At 42.3% G+C, this 15,966-nt stretch carries 14 protein-coding genes; all 14 read right to left on the reverse strand.

The annotated features are described in order from the left end of the window. Window positions 1-41: 41 nt before the first annotated feature. Window positions 42-1,580 (reverse strand): class I adenylate-forming enzyme family protein, encoded by a 1,539-nt coding sequence (locus tag ACYQ2N_RS03710; protein ID WP_459997582.1) that lies wholly within the window; start codon window positions 1,578-1,580, stop codon window positions 42-44. A gap of 186 nt (window positions 1,581-1,766) precedes the next feature. Beyond that, the gene (locus ACYQ2N_RS03715; RefSeq protein ID WP_459997583.1) at window positions 1,767-3,245 is read right to left on the reverse strand and encodes a sigma-54 interaction domain-containing protein; all 1,479 of its coding nucleotides are present in this window, start codon (window positions 3,243-3,245) and stop codon (window positions 1,767-1,769) included. Window positions 3,246-3,643: 398 nt separating this feature from the next. Further along, window positions 3,644-5,169, reverse strand: a protein-coding gene (locus ACYQ2N_RS03720) for an IS3 family transposase (protein WP_459997760.1) whose coding sequence is annotated in 2 segments (ribosomal slippage) — window positions 3,644-4,726 and window positions 4,729-5,169 — 1,524 coding nt in all. Because the reading frame shifts where the segments join, the coding sequence is not laid out codon by codon here. A 125-nt stretch (window positions 5,170-5,294) separates the two neighbouring features. Continuing rightward, window positions 5,295-5,894 (reverse strand): UbiX family flavin prenyltransferase, encoded by a 600-nt coding sequence (locus tag ACYQ2N_RS03725; protein ID WP_459997584.1) that lies wholly within the window; start codon window positions 5,892-5,894, stop codon window positions 5,295-5,297. A 70-nt stretch (window positions 5,895-5,964) separates the two neighbouring features. Further along, complete coding sequence (locus ACYQ2N_RS03730) at window positions 5,965-6,561, reverse strand: TetR/AcrR family transcriptional regulator (RefSeq protein ID WP_459997585.1); 597 nt, start codon at window positions 6,559-6,561, stop codon at window positions 5,965-5,967. Window positions 6,562-6,984: 423 nt separating this feature from the next. Continuing rightward, window positions 6,985-7,452, reverse strand: coding sequence for an acyl-CoA thioesterase (locus tag ACYQ2N_RS03735; protein WP_459997586.1), 468 nt, complete (start codon window positions 7,450-7,452; stop codon window positions 6,985-6,987). A 115-nt stretch (window positions 7,453-7,567) separates the two neighbouring features. Next, a complete protein-coding gene (locus tag ACYQ2N_RS03740; RefSeq protein WP_459997761.1) occupies window positions 7,568-9,133 on the reverse strand; it encodes a class I adenylate-forming enzyme family protein in 1,566 nt (521 codons plus the stop codon). A gap of 31 nt (window positions 9,134-9,164) precedes the next feature. Continuing rightward, complete coding sequence (locus ACYQ2N_RS03745; RefSeq protein ID WP_459997587.1) at window positions 9,165-10,712, reverse strand: long-chain-fatty-acid--CoA ligase; 1,548 nt, start codon at window positions 10,710-10,712, stop codon at window positions 9,165-9,167. 13 nt (window positions 10,713-10,725) lie between these two features. After that, window positions 10,726-11,505 carry an enoyl-CoA hydratase/isomerase family protein gene (locus tag ACYQ2N_RS03750; protein ID WP_459997588.1) on the reverse strand — a complete coding sequence of 260 codons (780 nt, stop codon included), beginning with the start codon at window positions 11,503-11,505 and terminating at the stop codon, window positions 10,726-10,728. Between the two features lie 19 nt (window positions 11,506-11,524). Continuing rightward, window positions 11,525-12,199 carry an ABC transporter ATP-binding protein gene (locus ACYQ2N_RS03755; protein WP_459997589.1) on the reverse strand — a complete coding sequence of 225 codons (675 nt, stop codon included), beginning with the start codon at window positions 12,197-12,199 and terminating at the stop codon, window positions 11,525-11,527. Window positions 12,200-12,215: 16 nt separating this feature from the next. Beyond that, window positions 12,216-12,920 (reverse strand): ABC transporter ATP-binding protein, encoded by a 705-nt coding sequence (locus tag ACYQ2N_RS03760; protein WP_459997590.1) that lies wholly within the window; start codon window positions 12,918-12,920, stop codon window positions 12,216-12,218. 2 nt (window positions 12,921-12,922) lie between these two features. Further along, a complete protein-coding gene (locus ACYQ2N_RS03765; RefSeq protein ID WP_459997591.1) occupies window positions 12,923-13,810 on the reverse strand; it encodes a branched-chain amino acid ABC transporter permease in 888 nt (295 codons plus the stop codon). 2 nt (window positions 13,811-13,812) lie between these two features. Then, the gene (locus ACYQ2N_RS03770; RefSeq protein ID WP_459997592.1) at window positions 13,813-14,694 is read right to left on the reverse strand and encodes a branched-chain amino acid ABC transporter permease; all 882 of its coding nucleotides are present in this window, start codon (window positions 14,692-14,694) and stop codon (window positions 13,813-13,815) included. Window positions 14,695-14,760: 66 nt separating this feature from the next. Continuing rightward, window positions 14,761-15,924: an ABC transporter substrate-binding protein gene (locus tag ACYQ2N_RS03775; RefSeq protein ID WP_459997593.1), complete on the reverse strand. Its 1,164-nt coding sequence runs from the start codon at window positions 15,922-15,924 to the stop codon at window positions 14,761-14,763. Window positions 15,925-15,966 lie beyond the last annotated feature (42 nt).

The following is a 15,966-nucleotide window of genomic DNA, read 5'->3' on the forward strand; positions in this document are numbered from 1 at the left end:
TCTTAATTCTTCTAATATTTCTAATTTTCTTTTAAATACTTTTATGCGGTCGGTTTGATTTCCGCCTCCAGCTCTCGCAGAGAGCGTTTCAGGATTTTACCGCTCGCATTTTTAGGGAATTCATTCAAGAACTCCACCACACGCGGTACTTTATAGGCTGCCATGCGCTCCTTGCAGTAAAGAATAATGTCCTCCGCGTTCATTTGCTCCGCTTGTGGCTTCAAAGTGATAAATGCCTTAGGAATCTCGCCTTTGGCCGCATCAGGAATGCCAACGACTGCGGCTTCCAACACAGACGGATGTGTATACAAAACCTCTTCAATTTCCCGCGGATAAATGTTATACCCGCCGCAAATCAGCATATCCTTTTTGCGGTCAACAATGTACAAGTAGCCGTCCTCATCCTCACGTCCCAAATCACCTGTATGAAACCATTCTCCGCTAAACGCAGCTGCCGTAGCTTCGGGCATATCCCAGTATCCTTTGAATACCCCAGGTCCCTTGACTGTGATTTCTCCGATTTCACCGATGGGCGCTTCATTGTTGTCCTCATCCACGATCTTGATCTCCCACATTTCAGCCGGCAGGCCGATTGAACCGGGTTTGCTGTGCCCTAAACGCCCATAGGTGCAAGTAGAACTGGTCTCCGTTGAACCATAACACTCACAATAACCAACATTGAAAGCCTTCTCGATTTGCTTGATATATTCCGCAGGCATGGCGGCACCAGCCGCTTGAGCGAAACGCCAGGAACTAAGGTCATATTTGTTTGGGTCCGCTATATAAGTTTGCAGCATGTAAATGTACATGGTCGGGACTCCGGCAAAATGCGTCACTTGGTATTTCGAAATTAATTCCAGCGCTTTGTCCGGAAAGAAACGCGACATGGTAACGATCGCCGCCCCTTTGAACATCGGTCCGAGGACTGATAAGACGAAGAAAATATGGCAAAACGGCGTCCCTGTAAGAAAACTGTCCTGGTCATTAATGTGCAGAGTATAGCTCCCATTCAATTCCGCATTCCGATAAAAATTTGCATGCGTGAGCATAGCCCCTTTCGGTTGCCCAGTGGTGCCCGAGGTGTAAAGAATGGTCACCACATCGTCTTCAGCACACTCGAACGCATAGAGTTCATCCCCGCCGGCTGCCAAAAGTTGATCATAACCAAGCATGTCTGCAGCTTGATGCTCTCCAACCACAATTAAATGTTCTAATGTGGACAGTTGATCCCAAATCGGCTGCACATGCAACGCCGCCTCATTGGCAGCCGCAACTAAAATCTTGGCTCGGGAATTATTAATGATATAGGTGATTTCACTGCTCTTAAACATAATGTTAAAAGGAACCGCCGTAGCACCCAGTTTAGCGATGGCAAAATAGACGACAAGATATTCCGGTGAATTCGCCAGATAGATGGCAACCCGATCGTCTTTCCCAACTCCTAGCTTTGCTAAGGCATTGGCAAACTTATTAACTTTGAGGTTAAACTCCTGCCACGACCACTTAACATCTTCGGAAATAACCGCAGGACTTTTTGGAATACGTTTAGCATTATTTTCAATAATCCGGCCTAAATTCAATGTTTGCTCCCTCCCCTTCTTTGATTCAGTACCTGGCATAGATAATGATTGCAAAAATCATGCCATTCAGTTTTTTCTTTATTTATCTAAGTTTCTTATTTTTCAGATAAAACCGTTAGTCAAATTTGACCTGTTTAAGCTTCTATCCGTCCCTTGCAGTTTTTATTGCAACGGGCATTTCCGGCATTATTTTGGAGTGTCATCATTGAGCGTCAATTTTGACCCTCTAAGCCGCCTAATCCTCCTTGTCAGGCTTGAGAGGCTGATACCGAGCAGGATTGCCGCTTCTTCCCTGCTTCGGCACTGCTCTATGGTCCGGGCAATAAACCCGTCTTCAAATTCCTCCACGGCCACCTTGAGTGTCTTCGGCTGATAATCATATTCTAAAGGAGTTCGTACATGATATTTCTGAGGAAGGTGCTCGGTTGTGATCACTGCTTCTTGAACAACCACCATCAAGCGTTCAACCAAATTGGCTAATTCCCTGACATTTCCCGGCCACAGATACTTTGTCAGGGTTTCAATTGCATCCTGGCTAAACTTCACGTTCAGGTTATATTTCTTATTAAAAAAGCCGGAGTAGAAATGAATCATAAAAGGGATGTCTTCTGTCCGCTCGCGCAAGGGGGGAATCATGACCGGTACAACATTTAAGCGATAATATAAATCTTCCCGGAACAACCCTCGCCTTACCATTTCCTCCATGTTTTTATTGGTGGCGGCCAGGATGCGCACATCGATTTCTTTAGACTTAACCCCTCCAACCCTGGTTATTTTCTGATCCTGAAGGACATTTAAGAGCTTGACCTGGAGGTTAATGGGCAAGTCCCCGATTTCATCCAGAAATAGAGTTCCTTTATGAGCCAGTTCAAAATACCCAGCTTTTCCTTCCTTACTGGCACCGGTAAAGGCCCCGGTTTCATACCCGAACAACTCGGATTCCAGTAGATTCTCCGGGATGGCCCCACAATTTATTTTCAAAAACGGACCTGATTCGTTACGTGGACTTGCTTTATGAATCATGTGCGCAATCAAATCTTTGCCAACCCCGGATTCTCCTAAGATCAGAACGGTGCTGTCAACTTGTGCGATCCGATAAGCCATATCAATTACTGCGCGCATTCCTTTGCTGTGGGCCACAAAGTCAAGGGAATTTGATTTTTTCAGTTGGTTCAGTTCAGCTAAATATTTCGAAGCAAGTACTTGCGTCTGTACGTATTTTTGCTTTAACATATTAAGATCTGTGATATCCCGGACATTGCAATACACCCGATAGACTTTCCCGTCGCGGTCATAGGCCGGTACCCCTGTGCTGAGCACCATCTTGCCGTTATTCGCATTAACAATCACCGTTTCTTCTTTGCCTGATTCGATGACCTTTAAGCTGGCGCTGGCGCTGGCGTCAGCCAGACCGTCTTCAACAAAATACTTAGTCGACTTTCCGATGGAGTCCGGATACTTAAGCCCCATGACCCGCTCAATCGAGGGATTGATATGTAAGATCGTGCTTTCCCCGTCTGCAATCAACATCCCGTCATAGGAATTTTGAATCATCCCCAAATAGTCACGGTTCAGGTCTTCCAATTCCTTAATCCGCTGCTGGAGCTGCTCAATGATTTCTTGGTTAGCAGCCGTTTGGCTAACAGCTTTTTCTTCAGGTGCCATCTCATCTGACCCCTTTTTTAATATTCTCAAGATTCTTTCAACTCTAGCATGCATCATTCCGGGAGATTTTGCAACCCATTTTTGGCTTTTGAGTCAGGTTTGATCGGCAAAATAAAAGCACCAACCCCTTTTGAAGTCGGTAATTGTCAAGATAGTTGTCGCATTTGACCAAAATTACTTTATTACACGATGTGTTAATTACGACGAAAACAAGCCCGGACGCTCGGGCGCTTGCCAGAAGGAACTTTTGTGATCTGCGGATCAAAAAGTCCATTCGGTCCTTTAGCGTATTTGTTCGCTAGTGTCACTGGGATGCTAGCGCGCATATCCTCAGCCTTCGGCCTCCGGTATCCCGCGTGCACCCTGACACTTAACTCTTTACTTCGATGAAACAGCCCCTATGATGCATCCGTTTTAGACTCAACTCGATCCTCGTCTTGAGACTTCTCTGGATTAAGCCACACTTCATTCGGCAAGGTCCAGTTCCTTGTTTGTCGTGTCCAGCGTTCTGGATGACGGGCTTTCGCAGCCTCATAGAGCTGGTGCCGTTTCTTAAGTATCTCTTCACCCTGGCCACTGTGACGTTGGTGTGGTGTAAGAAATTTGATCCCACTATGGTGATGGTTGTAGTTGTACCAATGGACGAATTCCTTGACCCATGCCCTGGCATCATTAATCGTAGCAAATCCTCCGATTGGATAGCTCGGGCGGTATTTACAGGTCCGGAAAATGGACTCTGAATAAGGATTGTCGTTGCTAACCCTTGGGCGACTTCGAGAAGGCGTAATACCCAATTGATAGAGTGTTTCCAGCATTGATGCTCCTTTCATGGGGCTACCATTATCGGAATGTAAGACCAAAGGTTCTTCTTGTCGGGTTATATTCTGGGCCATGACTGCTCGCCGAATGAGTTGACTGGCATGTTCTGCACTTTCTTCGAGCCAGACTTCCCAACCGACAATGTCTCGACTAAAGATGTCCAGGATAAGGTATAAGTAAAAGTAGAGCCCTTTAGCAGGTCCGGGGAGATACGTAATATCCCACGACCATACACGATTCGGTTCGGTAGCGCAATGCGTGGCTTTAGGCTTGCTGGAGGGGGCCTTACAACGACCACGATGATTCTGTTCACCGGCTTGGCGCATGATTCGATAGAAGGTTGATTCGGAGGCGATATAGGTACCTTGATCCGCAAGAATCGGGACAATCTCACTGGGCGGCAAACTTTTAAATTCAGGTTGATTGACGATTTCTAGAATCTCCTTGCGTTCTGCTTCCGTAAGTTTATTCGCCGGTTCAGGACGCTTGGCCAAGGGTCTCTGATCGGATCCATGTTCCCCGGCTTTACACCAACGTTGAAAGGTTCGTACGGATATACCAACTTCTTCACAAGCAAGCTGTTGGTTTGCTCCGCTTGCTACTGCTTCTTCTACCAGCTTAATAATGATGTCGCGATTTGCAGTGCTGGTCAGACCTCCTCGTCCTTTGGTCCCCAAATCGCATTGGCTTTTTTTCTTAGCACAAGCAGGGCTGCCGTTTCAGCTAGCGCTGACTCTTTTCGCTGAAGTTCTTTCTTAACCTGTTTTAGCTCTTTCTCTATTTCTTTTTCTCGCCGTTGTGCGAGGGCTAGTTCCTGAGCCACACCGCCGTTGGCCTGCATGCAGTTGTCCTGCCAGGACTTGACCTGTTCAACATACAAACCCTTCTTACGACAGTATTCCGCGAATTCAATTTCACTAAGGGTGGATGTCTCAACCACGATGAGGAACTTGTCGCGTGTGCTCCACTGCTCACTTTGCTGTTCACCAGCAGGGGCAGCAAAGCCCTTTTCACGTATTTCCTTACGCCATAGCTTCAATGTCCCTTCGGGGACACCTGTCTCCTGCTGAATCTGACTGAGAGACTGATTGTTTGGCGGTAACATCTTTGTAATAATAGAGTTTTTCAACTCTTTGGGATATCTCATATCGTTTTCCCCTCCTGTGTTCCTTCAAGGATACTTTTCTTTAGTTCCTACGTCAACTATCCTAACACAGGGGGAAGTTGGTATTAGCCGGGTACCTCTTGCTGATCAATCTCAGTAACAAAAGCTGTCCCCCACCGACGAGTTAAGGAGTTATCAATCCCTAACAAATCTAGTATCCTGGATGTGTGATGGTTAATGATATCCTCCAGACTGGCCGGGTGGTTATAGAAAGCCGGCATGGGTGGCACCATCACGGCACCGGCGCGCGTGAGCTTCAACATATTCTCCAAGTGAATCTCGCTGAGGGGAGTCTCCCGGGGAGCCATGATTAAACGATGCCGCTCTTTGAGCATAACATCGGCAGCCCGTCCAATTAGGTTGTCGGCATAACCGTGGGCAATGCCCGAGAGAGTTTTCATGCTGCAGGGAGCAATGACCATCCCATCGGCACCGAAGGAACCGCTAGCTATGGGTGCCCCTTGGTTGCGGTAGTCGTGGCAGAATGTTGCCATTCGTTTCACCTGCTGTGGGCTATATTTAGTTTCCAAAACGATCGTTTTTTCTGCCCATGGGCTTATTACGAGATGAGTCTCGCAATCACCTGCGGCCCGCAGTGCTTCCAGAATTTGCACCCCATAGATGGCTCCCGTGGCACCGGTAATTCCCACGATAATGCGTTTCATATCCATCGTTCCCCTTTTAAGTTCTGTTGTACATTGTAAAGACAGCTCTCGAACTTGTCAGCCAGCACGTCTAATTTTTTAGCATCCGGTACGTCACATCAGCAAAAAGCTCGGCGATCTCAGCGGCTGAAACATTCCCGTCTGGCCTGTACCACTGGGTAATCCAGTTGCACATGCCCAAGACGGCAAAGGTAATTACTTTTACATTGGTCTGCCGGAATATTCCCTTATCTACTCCCTGTTGAATAATATCACGGAAAATCCATTCCACCTCATCGCGATCCTTGATGTACTTCTGATAATGCTCCGGCAGGAGGGAGTTCCTCTCTTGGAGAAAAACCGAAACATATTCCTGATAGGCTGCCAGCATGTTGGTATTGTTCTTTACCGCCTGCACCAACTTTTCTGCTGGTTCCAGGTCAGACTCCTTAATCTGCTTTAAAACTGGCAAAACGTTGCGGATACCCCTGGTCGTTATCTCAAAGAGGAGTTCCTCTTTGCTCTCGATATAATAGTACAAGCCTCCTTTGGGCAACCCCACCTCTTTGGCGATGTCCCCAATGGACGTGCCGTGAAAACCTTTACGGTGAAAGAGTTCGGCTGCCGCTTGAATTATATCCTCCCGCCGGTTCGAAAAACTATCACGTCTGTTGATATCTTTTGCCATGCTGTATCACTTCTCCACTGACTTTAGTAAATAACTTCATTAAGAATTCATTTTAAACCATTAAGCAATCGGCAGCAACTACCCACACCCCATAAGCAGCACGGGGAGCGGATTGAATCCGTAAGAACGCCTCCTTACATCTCACAAACAGCATTTGACTCGTTCCTCAGCACAGCTGACTACCCCGGAATCGCAGGGTATACCGGAGAACTGCAAAAGCTCCAGCGCGTATTATCAGATTACCTCTTGCCGGTCATTGTCAGCAATGAAAGCGTCCCCCCACCGGCAAGTGTGGGGACATAATGGCTCCCGCTCTGGTGAGCTTCAACATATTCTCCAAGTGAATCTCGCAGTCACCTTCGGCTTGAAGTACTACTAAGATTTGTACCCCGTAGATTGCCCCCATGGCTCCGGTAATTCCTATTATAATGCGTTGAGTCCGTACTCCGTAAGTGTATCGCCTTCAAACTGTCGAAAGAGTTCACGATATTGGTCTGGAATACGGCGTGGTCTGTACGTGTGTGAGTCAACCATAACATGGAGCGAGTTAGCAGTGACAAGGATATTTCCACTTTTTTGTTCTTGTAGAACATACTCAAAACAGAAACTGGAATTTCGAATCCAGCTAAGTTTTGTATTAATTAAAATGACTTCATCTAAATGTGCAGGTTTTTTATAATAACAATGGATTTCAACGTTTACAAAATCATATCCTTTTTCTATCATATTTTTCGACGTGATACCAATATTACGGAAATACTCCATTCTACCCCCCTCAAGAAAGTCGATATATCTTGCGTGATACACGATTCCTTGAACATCAACGTGTTGATACCTAACCCTTTGCTTAAATGCAAACTTATAGCCTTCAACATTCCGCGTTTCACCCATTATAGACCCCCCCGATAATGTCTCCTCCACTCGTATTATTTTACCGAGGACTATGTTCTTGTCCAATTTGCACAGTGTATTGGCCCAAATTGCAGTACGCAATTTGAATTGTATTTTATTCTTTAATTTTTTTTCCAATTTGCCGTGACCGTTCATATGAAGAGAGAATTTCGCTTTTTGCAATTTTACCTAAAGACGTCTTTGGAAGTTCGGTTAAAAATTCTACAATTCGTGGTTTCTTGAAGCCAATCGATTTTTTGCAATATGAGATTATTTCTTCCTTTGTTAAAATTACTCCTGCTTTTTTTACAATAAAAGCAGCGACCGCTTCACCCCAAGTCTCGTCTGGAACCCCTATTACTGCAACTTCAGAAACACAAGGATGTGAAGAAATTACTTCCTCAACCTCAGCAGCATATATATTCTCTCCACCACTTATAATGAGGTCTTTTTTTCTACCCACAATGTATAAATAATTTTCATCATCGTAATAGCCTAAGTCATTAGTATATACCCACCCGCCCTTTAAAGTTTCGTTGGTTGCTTTTGGATTCCTCCAATATCCTTTCATCAGGTGGTCACTTTTCACTATAATTTCTCCGACTTTATAAGTTGGTACATCTTTTCCCGTTTCATCAACTATACGGACATCCACAAAATTTGCCGGTAGTCCACAAGATTTTAATTTTTCTGGATTATTTAATAGTGCTTGGACGTGGTGCTCCTTTCGAAATACACTTACTGTTGGACCAGTTTCTGTTGCTCCATATACTTGCAACAAAATTGGGCCAAATATATTAATTGCTTCTTGTATCTTGTGGGAAGGCATTGGAGAACCTGAATAAAAAACGGTTTTTAAACTAGACAGATCATAATGCTTATTTTTTAAAACGTCTAACAGCGAGTAAATAATAGTAGGTACTGCATACAGAATATCTATTTTTTCATTTTCAATAATCTCAAGAGTTTTAACCGGATCAAAACGTCGCATTAAATAATTCGTACATCCACGTACAAACGATGCCGTTGTTAATTCTTTCCCCCCGATGTGATTTAAAGGCAAAACATTTAATGTTTTATAAATTGGCCTAAGTTCTAATTCCGTTATTACCGTTTTGGCATTTTCAATCTGCCCAAATTGATCCAACATAACTCCTTTAGGACGACCTGTTGTCCCACTGGTGTAAAATAGATAAACAAGATTAGAATCAGTAACATTTACAGCTAACTCTTCTCCAATACCAGTATTTCGAACCTGATCATAGAGTCTCCACAATTCCGCTTGTTTCTTACTGCCTATTGCGATAAAGTACCGAACCGTAGGCATATTTGGAATAAATTCAGTAACGAGATCTATTAATTCATTTTGAACGACTAGAACTTTTGCTCTACAATCATTAACGATGTAAGTGACTTCTTTTCCAGTAAGACGATTATTAATAGGGACTGCGATATATGCCCCTTTTTCCGCAGCAGAGATGCATTCGACCATTTCGGGACAATTTCCTGAAAAGATAGCAACTTTATCATGAGGCATCACACCAAGACTAGAAAATGCGGAAGCAATTTTATTGACGTTTATGTTAAACTCTTTAAAGGTAACTTCGTAACCATCTTCAAATACGAATGAACTTTTTTTGGGGTAAAGTAATGAATTACGTACGAAAAAATCCCTTAACATGGTCAATGCCTCTTCCCCCTCCCGTATAAACTTAATGGTGCCTTTCAGCAAGTATCATTTCACGAACTTTTACACGAACAACTTTACCTGTTGCATTTTTAGGCAACTTATCTACGAACAATATCTTTTTAGGAGCTTTATAACGAGCCAGCTTTGATTTACAGAATTCGATCAGTTCTTCTGAGGTGAGCATCATATTAGCTTTAAGTAAAACTGCGGCAGCCGGTACTTCTACCCAATCGTCGTCAGGAATACCGACTACTGCCACTTCTTCTATATTGGGATGTGTTTGTAGAATATCCTCTATCTCCTTAGGATATATATTTTCCCCTCCGGAAATAATCATATCGTGCTGTCGTCCAACGATGTAGATATAGTGATCTTCATCAAGATAAATCATATCACCAGTAAACAACCATCCTTTTAAGGTAGTTTCCTTGGTCTTAATAGAATTTTTGAAATACCCTTTCATAGATGTTTCAGTTTTTAGTAATAATTCCCCTATGTTACCTTCTTGGACCTCAATACCCTGTTCATTTACTACTCTAACTTCAACCCCTAAGCCCGGTATACCACATGAATTGAGCCTTGGTGATTCGATGTCGACATGATCTTCCTTATTTAAATAAGTCGCAGTTGGGCCAGATTCCGTTAAACCGTAGGGCTGGATAAAAATCGGTCCAAATCTTAATAATGCCCGTTTCAAAAGTGGCAAAGGCATCGATGAAGCAGAGTAACATATAGTGCGCAATGACGATAAATCAAAACCCTCACTTTGAGCAGATTCAGCTTCCATTAGCATGTTTAACATAGTAGGTACACAAATAAATGTAGTAATCTTTTCACTCAGTATAAGCTTTAAAGCTTTAATAGCATCAAACCTACTCATTATTACATTGGTACAGCCGCGAATGAAATGCATCATTGCGTAAGTTTTTCCGCCTGTATGGTAAAAGGGTTGAAAGCACAACATTTTGTCGTCAGGCCTTATCCCTAGCTCTAGAGTTTGATTTTTAACATTTTGTACTTGACCATAATGACTCAGCATAACTCCCTTTGGATGACCGGTTGTGCCACTAGTATAAAAGATGTATAGAATATCTTCTCCGTCAATTTCAACTTCTGGTTCAGAATCAGTTGAAGAGTTTAAAAGCGTGTCATAGTCTAACCACCTATTGTTTTTAGTTACTTGACGCAAATTAATAAAATATTTCACAGATTTTAACTTATAACTTATTCCAGCTATAAGATCTATAAATGGAGTGTCGACAAATAAAGCATCTATTTCACAATCATTAATTACATGGGCTAGATCGTCCTGAGTAAATCTGGTATTGATAGGTACTACGATCCTCCCTCCCTTCTCGCCAATCCCGCATACTTCCATGTACCGAACAGAGTTGTTGCCTAAAATGCCTATTATCTTACCTTTCGTAACCCCTATATTTTCCAGTCCATTGATAAGTCGGTTGACATGGGCGTTATACCCATGAAAAGTAATGCTCTCGGCATCGTCCACGAAAGCAACTTTATTCCTAAAAAATCTAGCATTGCGTGTAAACATGTCTGCGAAAAGCATATATGTCTCCTCCCTACAATCCTCGAAAGATTGGCTTACGTTTTTCCAGAAAAGACTTTTTTCCTTCTTTAAAATCCTGTGAAAAAAACAACCCTAGAATCTGGTCAAGGGCATAATCATATGGAACTGCGGCAAAATTACTAAGACTCTCTTTTAATAGATTTAACGCCAAAGGAGCTTTTTCGGCAATTCTAGTTGCCAGGTCAATACTGCTTTGAAGCAGCTTATCAGCCGGAACAACATCGAAAAGAAGTCCGTAATCAAATGCCTCTTTCGAAGATATGGTTTTTCCGGAAAACAACAGTTGCTTGGCCCTACTAAGGCCGATCGCCACGGGAAGTTTACTAAGTCCATAGGCGGAAATTAAGCCTATGTTAATTTCACCCAAGCCGAATCTGGCTTTTTCCGAAGCAATGATAAGATCAGAGGCCAAAACGAGCTCCATTCCACCGCCAATGGCAAATCCGTCTACTGCTACAATGACTGGTTTGGGGAACCTTTCAATTTGATAGTAAAGTTCTCTAGTTAAATTAATGACATCTTTTGCACTTGAGTAATCAAAATCAAATTCTGATATATCCCCACCTGCCGAGAAATTTTCACCCTCTCCTGTTAAGATAACACTCTTGAGGTCGTTCTCATTTTTTAGCAAAGAAAAAATATCGACAAGGCCCTGCAACATACTATAGTCACGGGCATTCAAAGCTTTAGGATTATACATTTTTACAATGGCTATCGTATCCTGACAGCGATACTCCAGTATAACCTTATCATTATTAAGCCTAATAACCATTTAAACCCCACTCTCTATTTCACAGATGAGACCATAAGACATCAAGGTTCGTGCTTTTTACATTACCGTCATAAACTGTTTTCCCGGTGTTAATTACATAAAGGTGATCTACAATGGCTAGAGCAGAATTTACGTTTTGTTCGACTAACATAATCGGAATCTTCACTTCATTTTTAATATGCTCAAGGGTTCTCATAATTTTTTCTACCATTATTGGGGCAAGACCTGTTGATGGTTCGTCCAATAAAATTGCCTTTGGATTTTTGAGCAGGGCCATAGATATCTTCAACATCTGTTGCTGCCCACCACTCAAACTTCCTGCCGGCAAAGAAAACTTCTCGCGCAAAATCGGGAATAAATCAAACACGAAATCAAAATTATTATCCTTTTTATTTGTCATTAAGGCCGCTATTTTTAGGTTCTCCTCGACAGTTAAAGATGGAAAAATACCAAGTTCTTGAGGTACAAACCCAAAGGATCTTTTGTCATTTGGAGCTAATTGGTGTCCATCCATTATTAATTGGCCATTAATATACGGCAGTTGACCGACAATCGCCTTCAAAATTGTACTTTTTCCTGCTCCATTATGACCAAAGATCCCTACGATATCGCCTCCGTTACATTTCAAATGAATATTGCTAATTATTGGTCTCTTCCCATAGCCCGCTTCCTTGATATCGACCTCCAATAACATATAATAACCCCCAAATCTAATTTCCGAGATAAACCGAACGCAACCCTTGATCAGACAAAACTTCTTCGGTGGCTCCCTCTTTAAGAATTTTACCATCACTCATAAAAATCACTCTATGCGCAATTGAACGAACAACATTTAAGTTATGTTCAATTAGACATATAGTTTTTCCTTTCTCATTGAGTGTGGTTATGATTTGCTGAATGCGATTTAACCAATTTTCGTCCAGTCCAGCCATTAGCTCGTCTAAAAGAAAAAGGTCTCCATCGGTAGCAATAGCTCTTGCCATTGCTACTAATTTTTGTTCTCCATAGGACAAGTCAGAAACTTGTTTGTTTACTACACTCCCAAGTCCAACGAAATCAATAATCTCCCGAGCCCTAGTTAAATTGCTATTTTGTTTAGGAATAGCTACCTTAGTATTTTCAATGACAGACATTTCTAGAAACAGCCTAAGATTTTGAAACGTCCGGACGATCCCGGCACGAGCCCTTTCATAGGGTAACTTATTAGTCACATTCTGACCTAGGAACATTAAACTTCCGTAATCGGGCCTAATGAAGCCACTTATTAAATTAAATAGCGTGGTCTTTCCTGCTCCATTGGTCCCGATTAGCGCAGTGATAGCGCCTTTATTTAACGAAAAAGTAACATCGGAAACAGCTTTATTACCGCCAAAGCTCTTTGTGACTTTGTTTACTTCTAATACTCTATCATTCAAGTCTAACTCTCCTCCGTTTTAAGAATGGGTTGCTTAGGCTTAAACAACCCCTGAGAACGGAAACGAAGAACCCCGATGAGCAAAAGGCTATACATTATTTGCCTAAGAGGTCCAGCCACAGATGACGGCATTCCCAAAAACCGGAAAATCTCAGGTATTGCCACCAAAACTATGGCAGCCACTAAAGGCCCCCGTAATGTTCCAGCCCCCCCGACCAAAACTATGGAAAGTATGAAAAACGATGCCTCAAAGGTGAAATTATCAGGACTGATATAACCCATGTAAAAGGCATACAGTCCTCCTGCCAAACCGGCTATCGCTCCTGCTATCATCAAAATTAAAGTTTTAAATAGCTTTACATTTTTACCGATTGCCGCCGTAGCAATTTCATCCTCTTTTATTGCTCTTAAAACTATTCCAAAAGGCGAATTGACTATTTTCTTGCAAATTACAAATATAGCTATAGCGAGGATAATTGTAAAGACAAAAAATATCCAAACATTATCAATTGGTTGACCAAATATCTCGGACCTAGGGATATTGGTTACTCCTGCAGGTCCTTTTGTTAAGGAGCTCCAGTTGAGCATAATACTATAAACAATCTCCTGAAAAGCAAGGGAAATCATGATCAGATAAAAGCCGCCAACACGCAGAGCGGGCAAGATGATCACTAAACTAATAATTGCTCCAAACAGAATACTGGCAATTAAGCCTTCGAAGAGCGAAAAGCCAAAATGAACTGCCAACAAAGCTGAAGTATAGGCTCCAATACCATAAAACGCTCCTTGGGCGATCGATAGAATGCCAGTATATCCAACCACTAAATCTAAGGATAATGAAAGGATCACGTAGAAGCAGATTATAACCCCAATATGAGCTAAGTAGTCCACTTTTAGACCTCCATTTTAAATATCTTTTTCCCAAAAAGTCCTCTGGGTCGAAACAAAAGAAATAAAGTCAAAACTAGAAATGCAATGGCATTTTGCCATTCAGAGGGTAGTTTCCAAATCCCTAGATTCTGCACTAATCCCAGAAATATACCTCCAACGAAACTCCCAAACAAACTGCCTATTCCCCCCACTTGGACTGCAATGGCAGCCATTAATACCTCCATCATGCCCATCCCTGGGTATAGACCCGTATAGCTAACCGTTATTGAACTGGCAAGAACTGCGAGAATTGAGCCAAAGAAATAGGCTATTACTCTAGTTTTGCTAACGGATATCCCTATAAAAGCTGCAGATATAGGTTCATCCTCAATAGCTTTTATTTTTAAGCCTACACTGGTACTTTTTAATATAATGGTCAATGTTATCAGAGCTACTAGACTCAAAACCACGGCCACAATTTGTGTACCTGTAATCGTAGCACCCCCAAGTTTCCAGACCGCGGTAAATACTGCAGAAGCTTGTACGAATTTTGCCTCAGAGTGGATAGCCAACTGTATTAAGTTTTGCATAAGCGAAAGTACGCCTAAACTTATGGCAATTAATACGAACTCAGATGCCCCTTTTTTAATCAAGGGTAGGTACAATAAAGAATAGCAAAGATATGCAAAAACAAACACTATCGGGATAGCCACCAATAGGGATATCCAAAACGAAAAATGAAATTCCATTGTAAAAAGATACATTGTATAGGCGCCAATTATGTATAAAGCTCCAAAGCCTATATCGAAAACTTTTGTGGTACTCCATATTAAATTGAAACCCATGGCAAGGAGGGCATATACCCCACCCGAGAACAATCCATTAATCACCAACTGCTGAAGCATAATTTTACCTCCACGAAACGAATAGGGGTATAGAGGCGATTCGCTCTACACCCCACGGAATAAAACTTAAGGATTGACTGTTTTTATAAGATTAAATACTCCTTTTTGCCCATCGCTGACTTTTTTAAGCGTAACAGTCGTCGATACCGTACCGTTATCATTAAATCTTATTGGTCCGGCTACCCCTTTAAATTCACGGATTTCCAAAAACGCAGTTCTTAGATTTTCGCCCGTTACCTCTTTCCCGCTACTTACCAGTTTGCTTATAGCCTGAAAGATAAATTGAGTAGCATCGTAATATGCTGCGTCCGTGAAAACCGGCTCTTTCCCGTACTTGGCTTTAAAATCTTTAATGAAATTCTGATCTAACTCGCCCTCACCACTTGAATATATTGCCCCATTTACTGCTTGGCCCGCCAATTGCATTAAATTGGGGGGCATTTCGATAGAATGATAGCCCAAAAACTGGCTTTGAATATTCATTTCTCTCGCTTGTTTCATCACTAACGCAGTATCCTGTCCAGCAGTTGCGAGATATATGGCATCAGGGTTAAACTGTTTAATCTTAGCTAATTGCGTTCTAAAATCAGTATCACCTACAGCATACATTTCGGAGTCAACGAGTTGGCCTTTCAACCTATCTTGAAATTCCTTTTTAATCGCTTGACTAAGGCCTAACCCTAAGTCGTTGTTTTGACCGATAACTGCGATAGTATGAATGTTTAGGTCTTTAAAGGCATAGTCCATTAAAACTTTAATCTCGTAGTCCTGAAGGGCAATCGTATTAAATAGATATTGACCAGCGCCGGCAAGATTTGGGCTAACTGCAGCGGCATTAACCAGCAAAGTTTTGTTTTTATCTGCTATTGGAGTTACTGCTAAGGTCGGACTGCTAAATCCGATTAGGACTGCAGGTACTTTATTAACCTGAACCAGTTTCTGCATTGCATTAACTGCTTTTTCAGGCAACGCTTGACTATCTTCATGGATTGCTGAAACTTTTATACCTGTTTCGTTGGAGCGGGAATTAATTTTTTCCACTGCATAGTCTACGCCCCGCCGCATATCTTCGCCATATTGCCCTGCATTACCCGTCAACGGTAAGATTGTCCCAATGGAATATTCCTTTACTTTTTGACTCTCGGTCGTTTGCGCTGTTCGATTACCACAGCCACTAATAACCAATAAAGCACTGACCAACAAAACCGTAACAAAATAAAATCTTTTCATTTCCATTCTCCTTATCTCTACAAATTGTTAGCCAGAAAGCAC

This window comes from Paradesulfitobacterium aromaticivorans (genome assembly GCF_054657415.1).